Source organism: Enterobacter sp. PTB (genome assembly GCF_051130085.1).
Lineage (GTDB): Bacteria > Pseudomonadota > Gammaproteobacteria > Enterobacterales > Enterobacteriaceae > Enterobacter > Enterobacter ludwigii.
In genome coordinates, this window is record NZ_JBDKEE010000002.1 from 1 (window position 1) to 11812 (window position 11812).

At 55.3% G+C, this 11812-nt stretch carries 14 protein-coding genes; 3 read left to right on the plus strand and 11 right to left on the minus strand.

The genetic code is table 11. From position 1 onward, the window contains the following. Window positions 1-192: 192 nt before the first annotated feature. Window positions 193-957 carry an SDR family NAD(P)-dependent oxidoreductase gene (locus AAIR21_RS02140; protein WP_014170397.1) on the minus strand — a complete coding sequence of 255 codons (765 nt, stop codon included), beginning with the start codon at window positions 955-957 and terminating at the stop codon, window positions 193-195. Between the two features lie 266 nt (window positions 958-1223). Here AAIR21_RS02140 and AAIR21_RS02145 point away from each other — a divergent pair, with 266 nt between their 5' ends. Next, on the plus strand, window positions 1224-2123 hold the full coding sequence (locus AAIR21_RS02145; protein WP_183516285.1) for a LysR family transcriptional regulator: 900 nt from the start codon (window positions 1224-1226) through the stop codon (window positions 2121-2123). 75 nt (window positions 2124-2198) lie between these two features. On the opposite strand, the gene AAIR21_RS02150 is transcribed toward AAIR21_RS02145, so the two are convergent. From AAIR21_RS02150 to AAIR21_RS02185, 8 genes are all read right to left on the minus strand, one after another. Beyond that, a complete protein-coding gene (locus AAIR21_RS02150) occupies window positions 2199-2990 on the minus strand; it encodes a carboxymuconolactone decarboxylase family protein (protein ID WP_183516286.1) in 792 nt (263 codons plus the stop codon). Continuing rightward, window positions 2990-3487 (minus strand): (R)-mandelonitrile lyase, encoded by a 498-nt coding sequence (locus tag AAIR21_RS02155; protein WP_228175334.1) that lies wholly within the window; start codon window positions 3485-3487, stop codon window positions 2990-2992. The genes AAIR21_RS02150 and AAIR21_RS02155 overlap by 1 nt, the downstream gene beginning before the upstream one ends. A gap of 109 nt (window positions 3488-3596) precedes the next feature. Continuing rightward, entirely contained in the window at window positions 3597-3953 is a 357-nt protein-coding gene (locus AAIR21_RS02160) for a cyclophilin-like fold protein (RefSeq protein WP_020882425.1), read from the minus strand. Window positions 3954-4126: 173 nt separating this feature from the next. Beyond that, complete coding sequence (locus tag AAIR21_RS02165; RefSeq protein WP_183516287.1) at window positions 4127-5230, minus strand: flavin monoamine oxidase family protein; 1104 nt, start codon at window positions 5228-5230, stop codon at window positions 4127-4129. Then, complete coding sequence (locus AAIR21_RS02170) at window positions 5227-5910, minus strand: cupin domain-containing protein (protein WP_199802822.1); 684 nt, start codon at window positions 5908-5910, stop codon at window positions 5227-5229. The genes AAIR21_RS02165 and AAIR21_RS02170 overlap by 4 nt, the downstream gene beginning before the upstream one ends. Before the next feature lie 43 nt (window positions 5911-5953). After that, a complete protein-coding gene (locus AAIR21_RS02175) occupies window positions 5954-6298 on the minus strand; it encodes a carboxymuconolactone decarboxylase family protein (protein WP_014170390.1) in 345 nt (114 codons plus the stop codon). Between the two features lie 38 nt (window positions 6299-6336). Then, window positions 6337-6618, minus strand: coding sequence for a hypothetical protein (locus AAIR21_RS02180; RefSeq protein ID WP_014170391.1), 282 nt, complete (start codon window positions 6616-6618; stop codon window positions 6337-6339). 216 nt (window positions 6619-6834) lie between these two features. Beyond that, window positions 6835-7749, minus strand: a complete 915-nt coding sequence (locus AAIR21_RS02185) for a LysR substrate-binding domain-containing protein (protein WP_434679834.1) — start codon at window positions 7747-7749, stop codon at window positions 6835-6837. Between the two features lie 176 nt (window positions 7750-7925). Between AAIR21_RS02185 and AAIR21_RS02190 the strand changes: the two genes are divergently transcribed. Beyond that, a complete protein-coding gene (locus AAIR21_RS02190; RefSeq protein WP_014170387.1) occupies window positions 7926-8702 on the plus strand; it encodes an SDR family NAD(P)-dependent oxidoreductase in 777 nt (258 codons plus the stop codon). Between the two features lie 46 nt (window positions 8703-8748). Continuing rightward, the gene (locus AAIR21_RS02195) at window positions 8749-9756 is read left to right on the plus strand and encodes a zinc-binding dehydrogenase (RefSeq protein WP_194372993.1); all 1008 of its coding nucleotides are present in this window, start codon (window positions 8749-8751) and stop codon (window positions 9754-9756) included. 43 nt (window positions 9757-9799) lie between these two features. On the opposite strand, the gene trpA is transcribed toward AAIR21_RS02195, so the two are convergent. Together trpA and trpB are read right to left on the minus strand one after the other, a co-directional pair. Further along, the gene (trpA, locus tag AAIR21_RS02200; protein WP_185791161.1) at window positions 9800-10609 is read right to left on the minus strand and encodes a tryptophan synthase subunit alpha; all 810 of its coding nucleotides are present in this window, start codon (window positions 10607-10609) and stop codon (window positions 9800-9802) included. Beyond that, the gene (gene trpB, locus AAIR21_RS02205; RefSeq protein WP_020882431.1) at window positions 10609-11802 is read right to left on the minus strand and encodes a tryptophan synthase subunit beta; all 1194 of its coding nucleotides are present in this window, start codon (window positions 11800-11802) and stop codon (window positions 10609-10611) included. Before trpB ends, trpA begins: the two co-directional genes overlap by 1 nt. Between the last annotated feature and the right edge of the window lie 10 nt (window positions 11803-11812).

The window sequence follows — 11812 nt, forward strand, 5'->3', positions numbered from 1 at the left end:
CTAACCTAACGATCCCGGGACCAGAATCACAGGCGGCAGTGGCTTTACGCTTACAGTCCCTCCACCCTGTTTAGACACCATTCAAAAGTATAAACAGAACCACGACGAACCCGTGGTAATCGTCTTTATTCTTTCAAATCGCTGAATACGCTGGTCTACACCCTGTCGGGAATAAACCAGAATGACATCTGATTACTGAACCGTATAACCGCCATCAATTGCCAGAGCCTGTCCGGTGACGAAACTGGCATCGGAACTGCACAACCATAAGACGGCGCGCGCGATCTCTTCGGGCTCGCCCAGGCGACCAATTGGCTGCAGCTTCATGAGCTCGGCCATTGCGTCAGGCTCGCTGTTCAGCATATTTTCGACCATTGGCGTGCGGATAATGCCGGGACAAACGGCGTTGATCTGTATTCCACGCGCGGCATATTCCAGTGCTGCGCTTTTGGTCAGCCCGAGGACGCCATGCTTTGTCGCATGATAAACGCCGCGCCCGGCAATGCCGACCAGCCCGCCCAGAGACGAACAGTTAACGATAGCGCCACTTTTCTGACGGCGCATTTGTTGCAGCTCATATTTCATGCAGTTCCAGATACCCCGCAGGTTAATCGCGTTGACGCGATCAAACTCTTCGCCGCTGGCATCTGCGGTTTCTGCAATGGGGCTCTGAATACCGGCGTTGTTATAGGCGGCGTCGAGCTGACCAAACGCCTGTACTGCATTCTCGATCATGCGTCTGACCTGCTCTTCGTCAGTCACGTCGCAGACGACGGGTTTAACGGTATACCCTTCGGCCAGTAGCGCATCCGCTTCGCGAGATAACGCATCCTCGCGAATATCTGCCATCACCACCGTTGCGCCAGATTCGCAAAATGCCCTGACGGTCGCGAGCCCCATACCGGAAGCCGCGCCGGTGACCAGCGCCACCTTGCCACTAAAATCATACTTAACCATTTGATACCTCTTACCGTGGAATCACGTGCAATGAAGACGTCTCACGTTGTGTAAAAGTATTCTGCGGGAAATGTGATGTTGTTAAAACTGACTAAATCAAAATGCAGTAATGAGGAATTTTCATAAATTAGATAGACTGTTTCTCGTACAGCGCAGGCGGCCGTCATTTATAATGAACGCCATACCGCCAGAACGCTTTTCGTCTGAAGAGACAGTGTATTGGGATGAATCAGCCCCCCCTTTTTTCCGGATATCAGAGGCCCAGATTGGCACGAGAAAATCTTAATGACTTAATGGCTTTTATTACCGTTGCGCGCGAAAAAAGCTTCACCAAAGCTGCGGCCCAATTAGGCGTGTCGCAGTCAGCCCTGAGCCATACTATGCGTACCCTCGAATCTCGTCTGGGGATGAAACTGCTGACTCGCACCACGCGCAGTATTGCGTTAACCGATATTGGTCAGTCCATGCTGGATGACCTGGGGCCTTACATCGATGGTATTCAGGGTCGTTTGCAGTCCCTGAAAGATCTCAACAGCAAACCCGCGGGTACGGTGCGCATATCAACGTCAGATTATGCTATCGGGTCTGTTATCTGGCCGAAGCTGGAACCGCTGCTTAAAGAATATCCTGACATTAGTCTGGAGCTGATTGATGACTATGCCTTGACGGATATTGTTTCCGGGCGGTTTGATGCAGGAACCCGTCTGGGGGAACAGATCTCCAACGGCATGATTTCCGTGCGTATTGGCCCGGATGTCCGTTTTGCCGTGGTCGGCTCACCTGATTATTTTTCCCGCAATCCTCAGCCGCAGCACCCTAACGATCTGATTGATTACAACTGCATCAACCTGCGGTTTCCTACGCATGGCAATTTATACGTCTGGGAATTTGAAAAAGAGGGTAAAAGCCTGAACGTGAAAGTCACTGGCCAGCTGGTCTTTAGCCGGATCTATCAGTGCCTTCAGGCTGCAGTGGAAGGGTACGGCCTGGCGCATGTTCCGCGTGATATCGCAGAAAAGCATATTGCCCGTGGGGAGCTTATTAGCGTGCTCGACGACTGGTGCCTCTACTGGGATGGCTATTATATTTACTATCCCGAGAACCGAAATCTATCGAAAGCATTCCAGCTGGTGGTCGACGCGCTACGCCATTACAAACATCCCTGAAGAGAGACGTTTGTCAGCAACGCAAAGCCAGGCCCCTCATCCGGTGCCTGGCGTTTACAGTTGCGTGGCTAAATGTCAGGCATTATCCCTGCCGGCAAACACCTCTTTAAAGACCGGCATCGCCGAGAAAACATTGGGCCAGCCCGCAACAAAGGCCAGTTGCGTCAGGACTTCGGACGCCTGGGTCCGGGTTAAACCATTGTCCATGGCGCGGTTGAGATGGTAAGGAACCTGGGCCACCTGGCCGGCAGTGACCAACGCACTGACCGTGATCAGACTTCTGTCCCGAGGCGCCAGTCCGGGCCTGAGCCACAGGTTCTGGAATAGCGCGTCGGTCGTGTATTTCACTACGCCCGGCGAGACCTTGCCAAAGTTTGATTCAACCAGCGTGGCACGCTTGTTTTCCGACTCTTCATCCAGCGGCAGGAAATCCACCTTTCCGCCTAGCAAGGAAGCGGTATCGATATGGCGTTGCGCAAACAGCTGACGCGCGATCAGCGCCGCAGAGGTGGCGTTCGGCCAGCCGGCGTAAAAAGCCAGGTGGGTGATTGTCTCTGAGATTTCCGCAGGTTTTACGCCGCTGTCCAGCGCCACGTTGAGGTAGTGGGGAAGTTCCGCCGTATCATTGCGGCTGATCAGCGCTGCAACCGTCACCAGGCTTCGATCGCGTCGCGACAGTTCCGGGCGATTCCAGAGATCTTTTTCAATAAACTGTTCTGAATAGGCAGCCATTGCTGGCGCGACCTGGGCTACAGCGTCCCGTGAGTCTTCCGGTTTCATTGTCGAACTCCTGTTTTGAGTAGTCTGGGAGACACATCCGTTAATCAATAAGAGTGAAACGATAAGCAGGGCGGTTCTTTTCAGCATTAATGCCCTCCCGCCTGCAGGTACTGCGCATCGCTGACTTTTTCAAGCCAGTTCACGTTTTGCCCCTGCTCATTCGATTCCTGAATGGCCATATGCACCATCGTGGTTTTATCCGTTGCGCCGTGCCAGTGTTTAACCCCTGGCGGGCATTGAATGACATCCCCGGCGTGCACGGTTTTTCGCTCCTGCCCCCACTCCTGCACCCAGCCCGTCCCGGACGTGACCACCAGTGTTTGCCCAAGCGGATGGGTATGCCAGTCGGAACGTGCGCCGGGCACGAAGGTGACATACGCGGCGCCAGCTCTTTGCGGGGCGACAGGTGAGAAGAGGGGGTCAATGTAAGCACGTCCGGTAAAGTGGTCAGCGGGTTCGGCAATCGTCGCGCGACTGCCCGTTTCAGACACGGTCATTTGAGCTGAAGGGGTGGTTTCGCTGTGTGCGGACATACCTGCAAATACCAATAGTGATGCTGCTACAGAGGTGAAACGGATCATCATACTCTCCTGTTGTGAATGAAACGGCAAACCCGGTACCGGGAAAAAGAGAAGGGGATAAATGTGTTGTGATGAGATTTACCGGCTGTGCCGGAAATACATATTCGGGCGTCTACTTATCCGTCAGTAGCTCAAATCGGGCAGTATATTCAGCAGGTGATACGGGCAAGGCATCCGGTTCGTCTAATTGCCCCAGCGTAATTAATCCCGACGCATATCCGTGTGCTTTATAGAAAATCGCCAGATTTCCCCACGGGGCATATAGCGTGATATCACCCTTAGCGGCCGCGGTACCCGCAGGTGCGCCGGCCGTGGACAGGCGGCGAGGAAGATCGCCGATTTTCTCTTCCCCGGCATAATCTTTCAGCTGCAGCGTGAGGGGCAACAGTGCGATAAAGTCACGACTGGTTTGGCTGCTATTTAACGTTGCGGTCAGCGTCTTGTCGTTCAGTATAATTTTTATCTTCATCGGGTGTTCCTGTATGAGTTCGTTGCGCCAGCCGGCATTCGTCTGCAGTCATTGGCAACTATTCTTAACAGAAATAAACCGCGTGTTAATAGGCGTTATCAGAATAGAAAAATGAATAAATTTCATTAATCCGGTCCGGGAAGCAAAATGTTTGTTATCGGCAGATACAGGCCTCAGGGTCTGGCAACGTGGCGTAACCAGTGCCCAACGCCTTCAGCAGCAGCGTCAATTGCGCCGGCCAGATAACCCGAAAATTGCGGTGACCATTCGCTGGCAATCCCGGTTAATTTATCAGCCCATTCTTCCTGCGCCGGAACCTGTTGAGGCTGTGCGTGCCCGACGTCCTGCTGCAGGTCAAATTCTGTCGTCGTAAACGGATCGGCGGCCCAGTCTTTTATCCACTCGGCTTCAGGCTCTGCCGCGTCTTCTCCGAAGAGTCGCACCAGTTGCTCCCGGCACAGTCGCTTGAGTTCGGCCTCGCTCACCGTCCATCGCGATTTTGCCGGTACGCCAATAAAACCAAAGATAGCCGTTTTGCCGGTATCGGGCTCTGACACATCGTGAATTTCAACCATCGGACCCACACGGCTGCTTACGTCGCCGGAGAAATGCTGTGACTGCAAAAAGTCGGCATGGTACAGGGCGACATATTTTGCGTGAGGCGCCATCCAGGTTGGCGTTTTACGCCAGTGTGAAAGTACCTGCTCCGGCAATGCCGGCTCGAACGTCATTTTTGCTGCCAGCGCGGGAGGCAGGGCGAGGAAAACGTGTTCACCGGAGAAAAGTGAGCCTTCGCCCGTTTCGGACTGCGTCGCGACCTGCACACCCTCGCCGAGACGGGAAATAGAAACCACCTGATGGTCTGACTTAATCTTCTGCGCCGGGATCTGGCGTGTTAATGCGCTCGTCAGCGTCTGCATTCCACCCTGAAGCCTGAACGACTCCGGTGATGTCACATAGGCAGGATAACGTTGCGCGGGGGACGTCGTCTGGCGTTCATAAAGCATATCCCCCGGTCGCCCCTGAGGGAGAGGCGTTAATCCAAGTTGATGAACCAGGTGTGCGAAGTCTGGCTGAATTTCCGGCCAGAACCAGGTCGCGCCCATGTCCACATGAACCCCATCAGGCGTGTTTGCTAACGCCTGACCTGAAAGCACGCGACCGCTGGTTCTTTTCCTCGCTTCCAGTATCACGTAATCCACTCCCGCTTTTTCAAGCAGTGTGCCCGCATACAGGCCGCTGACACCCGCACCAATGATAATAACGCTGCCTTTCATGGTATCGCTCCGGTCAGTGTGGTCGGGCTGAGATGTCCCGTTTTAAGATAAAAAAGTGCCCCAGAGGCGGCGGCCGTCAGCGCCGGCAAATCGCCTTCAGGAAATCTGAGCCAGCTTCCTTTCGGGTAACGACCTTCCGGTGCGCTGATTTCCCCTTCGAGAAGCAGAAGCTCGGCTCCTCCGGCGAGCGGAGCGCAGAAGAGTCGTTCACCCGGTGCGATCCTCTGAAGCTGGGTGGTTTCCGCTACGCTTGCGAACAGGGGACAAATGAGTCTGTGCGGCTGGCCGTGCCAGCGACTCGCCTCGTTGGTATTGATCCTGACCGGTTCCTGTTCTTCGGCGGTGAACTGGCGCAGCTTAACGAAAAGGGTGGTGCCGTCACGACTGGACGGTCGATGCGACGAGCCGTCCGGGCTGCGCAGATACCAGCCAGCCGGATAATCGGTTCCGTTTTCCGTAAAGGTACCGCTCAGCACCAGAATCTCTTCTCCGCCGGGGTGGGTGTGCTCAGGAAACACAGAATCAGGGGCATACCTGACAAGGCTGGTTGCGCGGGCCTGCTCTCGGCCAATGCGATCAAGCATGACGCGCTCCACACCGGGTTGCGGCGAAGGCACCCAGCGGTAGTCATCAGGATTAATGATGGCTCGCTGTGAAAAATCAGAATTCAGTAACATCATAGTCAGTCATTAAACGGCACCGCAGGCGGTGCCGTATGCAGGTTTATTTTGTTGGCAGGTTGTCAAAAACATCCAGAGCCCGGGCGGTATAGGTTAACGCAGCACCGGCGTTGAGACTGATGGCAACGGAAAGCGCTTCAGCTATCTCTTCACGCGTTGCGCCTTTCTTAACCGCAGCTTCCACATGTACCGCCAGGCAACCATCACAGCGAGTGGTAACGGCAACAGCCAGCGCAATCAGTTCGTGGGTCTTGGGATCAAGGTGCTGATTTTCAGAAGCCCCTTTATCCATCTGCTGTAAGCCTTTCATAAATTCAGGCTGCAGTCTGGCAAATTTCCCGACGGTGGCCAGCAGGCTGGTGCGATATTCATTCCAGTTTAAAAACATTCATAGCTCCGGTACGTGTAGGTTTCAGAAAATGCCCGTTACAGGACGTCGTAAATGCGGATTTCAGGCGCGCTGTTCAGATACGGTTTCAGTGCTTCAACGACGTCCTGGGTGAAAAGCGGACTGCTGAGATACGCCTGTGCCTGGGACACGGTTTTAAATCCGTGCAGGACCTGTACGTCCTCATCACGAACAAGCAGTTCTTTAGAGGTGGCACCGTCGATGGTGGTCAGGAACGGGGTTTTGTATTGCTGGTAGACCCCGGCGGCTGCCGCACGGTTTTCATTACTGATATCAAGGCTGATTTGCAGATAAGCCATCGTTCTCTCCTTCGCTCAGGGTTAAGGCAAGGCGGCCGGATAAGGTACCGGTCTGCTTTACCGTTCGTTGAGGGCGATTATGAGAAAGCCGGTTATCTTCAACAAATCAGTTAATCTTGCGTTGCAGAAAAGAAAAACTATGTCGGGCGTCTGAAGAGAGAAGCACCATGCCGGTACGCGATGACCCTTGCCGCATGATGCTTAAAAAAGGGGGGGTTATGGATTATCAGAGACCACGTCATGAAGAAGCCAGTCGTGAAATATTTTTACTTCTTCACGCATGGCGGTGTGCTGCGGGGTCACCAGGTAGTAAGACCATGTTAACGGCCAGCGATGGTCTGGATGCAATTGAACCAGTTGCCCGGTTTCAATCAGCTGTTTCACCAGCGCGTGACGCACAATCGCCACCCCCCGGCCGCTCAGGGCCGAGAGAATAACCGCGGAGGTGGAGTTAATATGCAGCCTGCTTTCCAGCGCGCCAGGGGCATTGACGGTACGGAGAACGTCGTCCCATGAGGGAAAATTCGCGCCCGGGTGCGGCGTGTCATCGTGGATCAGCTTCTGCGTGGCGAGCCAGTCACCACAGGCAATTTTCTCCGGAGGCACCAGGCGGGGGCTACAGACCAGCACCGCCTCTTCATCCATCAGCCAGGTTTTATTCACGCCGGGCCAGTCTCCCTGTCCGCAGCGAATGCCGATATCCGCCTCGCCGTGCGATACGTCCATCAGCTTTTCCGTGACGTTAAGCCGCAGATCGATTGTGTCATGCGCTTCTGAGAACCGGTTAAGACGCTCCATCAGCCAGTTCATCATCAATACCTGAGAGGCGGTGACGACCACGACAGAACGTGCGCGACGCCCGCGCAGTTTGTTTAACCCGCTTTCCAGCTTGTCCAGGCCCTGCGTAATGTCCTGCAGCGCATCCTGAGCCTCATCCACCAGCGTCAGACGCTCCTTACCCGAACGCGTACGGCGAAGCAGCGGGTGGCCAACCCAGTCTTCGAGCGAACGAACAAGCTGGCCTACTGCGGCAGGCGTCACGCCAAGCTCTTGTGCCGCACCGGTAAAGCTACCGTGACGGGCGGTCGCTTCAAAAGCATGTAGCCATTTAAGTCTGTTCAGGGAACGCATTGCAGGTACTCCGATTTATTCTTTCTTTCAGTATACCTGAGCGAAGAAGATTTTCTTTCCTGTGTCGCAATTTCTTCTCAGTCGTCAACCCTGGTGCAGGGTGGCATTCTGGATGCACACGATGAGGAGCGAGGCTTTTCATCAATGACAACCAAATGTTCTAAAAGAGGTTAGCGATGAACGCATCTTTTGCCGGTAAAAAGCTGTTAGTGGTCGGTGGTACAAGCGGTATGGGCTTCGAAACGGCGAAGCGGGTTCTGAAAAACGGTGGCAGCGTGGTGCTGGTGGGGAACCGCAAGGACAAAGCGGAGCAGGCTCGTCAGGCGCTGGCGGTCGACGGGCCGGTATCCATCATCGTGGCTGACCTGATGAAAGAAGAGGGTATGCAGCACGTGATGAATACCCTCAATGCTGAACACAAAGACATCAGCCTGCTGGTCAATGCCGCTGGCGTGTTCTTCCCGAAACCGTTTACTGAACATGAAGCGTCAGATTACGACATGTACATGAGCATCAACCGCGCGACCTTCTTCATCACCCGTGATGTGGTGCGCAATATGGTTGATGCCGGTATTAAAGGCTCCATCGTCAATATCGGCTCTATGTGGGCACAGCAGGCCATCGGGGCCACGCCGTCTTCCGCATATTCCATGGCGAAAGCCGGCCTGCATGCATGGACCAAAAACCTGGCTATTGAGCTGGGCGGGAAAGGCATTCGCGTCAATGCCGTGTCTCCGGCCGTTGTTCACACGCCAATTTATGAAGGCTTCATCCCGAAAGACGATGTAAAAGAGGTGATGAACAGCTTCGACAGCTTCCATCCGATTGGCCGCGTGGGTACGCCGGGCGATGTGGCTGAAACGGTTGCCTTCCTGCTTTCTGACAAGACAGGCTGGGTCACCGGCGCAATCTGGGACATTGACGGCGGCGTCATGGCTGGCCGTAACGCATAATACACCGCTCATCACAGGTGATACCGTGAATAAAACTTTTCTTGCTATGCAGGTTTCCTCGCCGGGCGTGCTTGAAATGGTCGTCAGACCGTTGCCCGAGCCGGGGCCCGAGGACGTACTGATCAAAATTGAGGTATGCGGCGTTTGTGGTGCCGATCTTCAGGATGCGGAGAAGGTACCGGAAGCGGGGCAGCCCGGGCGCATTCCGGGCCATGAAATTGTGGGCCACATTACCCGGAAAGGAGATGCAGTTCCCGGGATCTGGCACACCGGTCAGCGCGTGGGCGTCGGGCGTCTTGGGGGATATTGCCAGCATTGCCCGCCTTGCCGTAACGGGCTTTTTCACCTGTGTGAAAATCAGCTAACGCCGGGGCTGAGCTGTGACGGAGGTTACGCCGAGTATGTTGTTATCCGACATACCGCGCTGATTGCCATTCCTTCAGCGCTCACTTCCGTTCACGCGGCCCCGATCTTGTGCGCCGGTACGGCAACCTTTAACGCGTTGCGTCAATCCGGTGCCAGCGCGGGAGGCAGGGTGGTTATTCTCGGTATTGGTGGCTTAGGCCATATGGCGATTCAGTACGCCCGTAGGATGGGGTTTGAGGTTATCGTGATTGCGCGCGGCAGTGAAAAGGCGCATGACGCTTTACAGCTGGGCGCCCATCACTATATCGATGCGCAGACGGAAAACGCGGCGGAACGGTTGAGAGCGGAAGGCGGCGTCGAGATTATTGTGGCCACTGCCCCGGATGCAGACGCGGTTTCAGCGTTATTGCCAGCCCTGGCCCCCAGAGGAAAAGCGATCCTGTTGGGTGCCGGACGCACACCGTTGCAGGTCATGCCGGGTATGATGATTGGCGCGGAACGCACCCTGACCGGTTCATTTGTCAGCACCCCGTCGCAAACCGAACGCGCGCTGCGTTTCAGCCACCTCTTTCAGACGCTGCCAGTTACAGAGCTGATGCCCTTTGAACAGGCAAATGAGGCGCTCGACAGGTTACGGCAGGGAAAGGCGCGCTACCGGATAGTGCTTACGATGAACCCGGATAACTGATCGGCAGAAACACCGTCTGGCGGGGAGCCAGACGGTGGAGAGGTTACGCTTTACGCGTTGCCGCTTTCATTGCGCTCACAAACGTTTTCAGCTCAGCCAGCATTTGCTCTGGCTTGTCCACGTTCTTCTCAATGATTTTAACGATAGCGGAGCCTGAGATTGCACCGGCTGCGTTAGCGTTAATTGCCGCCGTGACCTGATCGGGAGATGAAATCCCAAAGCCCTGCAGCGGAGGGGCCGCGTGGTATTCAGCCAGCTTCTCGACCAGATGATGCAGAGGCAGCGCCGCTTTGTTCTCCGCGCCGGTTACACCCGCACGGGAGAGCAGGTAGGTATACCCGCGACCATAAGAGGCAATCTGGCGCAGCAGTTCATCATCGGCGTTTGGCGGGCAGATGAAGATAGGTGCCACATTATGGCGCATCGCCGCCTGGCGGAACGGCGCAGATTCTTCAACCGGTACGTCTGCCACCAGCACCGAGTCAACGCCCACGCGCGCGCATTCTGCATAAAAGGTATCAATACCGCGACTGAAGACCAGGTTGGCATACATCAACAGGCCAATCGGAATGGTCGGGTGCTTCTGGCGGATAGCGGCCAGCATCTCAAAACATTGCCCCAGGGTGACACCGGCCGCGAATGCCCGCAGCGTTGCGTTCTGGATAGTCGGGCCATCGGCCAGAGGATCGGAAAACGGAATACCCAGTTCCAGCGCATCGGCACCGGCCTCAATCAGGGTGTCGATAATTTTCAGCGACTGCTCAGGACCCGGATCACCCAGCGTCACGAAGGGAACGAACGCGCCTTCCTGGCGAGATTTCAGTGCTGCAAATGCGTTATCGTAGCGTTCCATCAGATTTCCCCTCGTGCTTTCAAAATATCGTGAACGGTGAAGATGTCTTTATCACCGCGACCGGAAAGGTTAACCACCAGCAGTTGCTCTTTTTCCGGGTTCTCTTTCATCATTTTTAGCGCATGCGCCAGGGCGTGAGAGGACTCCAGGGCAGGAATGATCCCTTCGTGGCGACAGAGCGTTTTAAACGCCTCCAGGGCTTCGTCATCGGTAATGGAAACGTAGTCCGCACGACCGGTGCTGTTCAGGAAGGCGTGCTGAGGCCCAACGGAAGGGAAATCCAGACCTGCCGAGATAGAGTATGACTCTTCAATCTGGCCGTCATCGGTCTGCATCATCGGCGCTTTCATACCGAAGTAAATCCCGACGCGACCATGTTTCAACGGTGCGCCGTGCTCACCGGTTTCAATTCCGTGGCCTGCAGGTTCAACGCCAATCAGCCCGACGCTGGTTTCGTCGATGAAATCAGCGAACATGCCGATAGCGTTAGAGCCACCGCCAACGCAGGCGATCACCGCATCCGGCAGGCGACCCTCTTTTTCCAGGATCTGCGCTTTGGTCTCTTCGCCAATCATGCGCTGGAATTCACGCACAATCGTCGGGAACGGGTGCGGGCCTGCAGCGGTGCCGAGCATATAGTGTGCGGTTTCATAGCTGCCAGACCAGTCGCGCAGCGCTTCGTTACACGCATCCTTCAGCGTCGCGGAGCCGCTGTGCACCGGGATCACTTCTGCGCCCATCAGACGCATACGGAATACGTTAGGCGACTGGCGCTCAACGTCTTTTGCGCCCATGTAAATGCGGCATTTCAGACCGAGAAGGGCGCTGGCAAGGGCAGATGCCACTCCGTGCTGGCCTGCGCCAGTTTCAGCGATGATTTCGGTTTTACCCATCCGTTTTGCAAGCAGCGCCTGACCCAACACCTGGTTGGTTTTATGCGCGCCGCCGTGCAGCAAATCTTCACGCTTAAGATACAGCGTGGTTTTGGTGCCTTCGGTCAGGTTACGGCATTTCGTCAGGGCCGTTGGACGGCCGGCGTAGTTTTTCAGCAGGTCGGTAAACTCAGCCTGAAACGCCGGATCTTTCTGCGCGCTCACGAACGCTTCTTCCAGCTGGCGCAGGGCGGGCATCAGGATTTGCGGGACGTACATCCCGCCGAACTCACCAAAATAGGGGTTTAGTAATGTCGTCATCTTCTCTTCC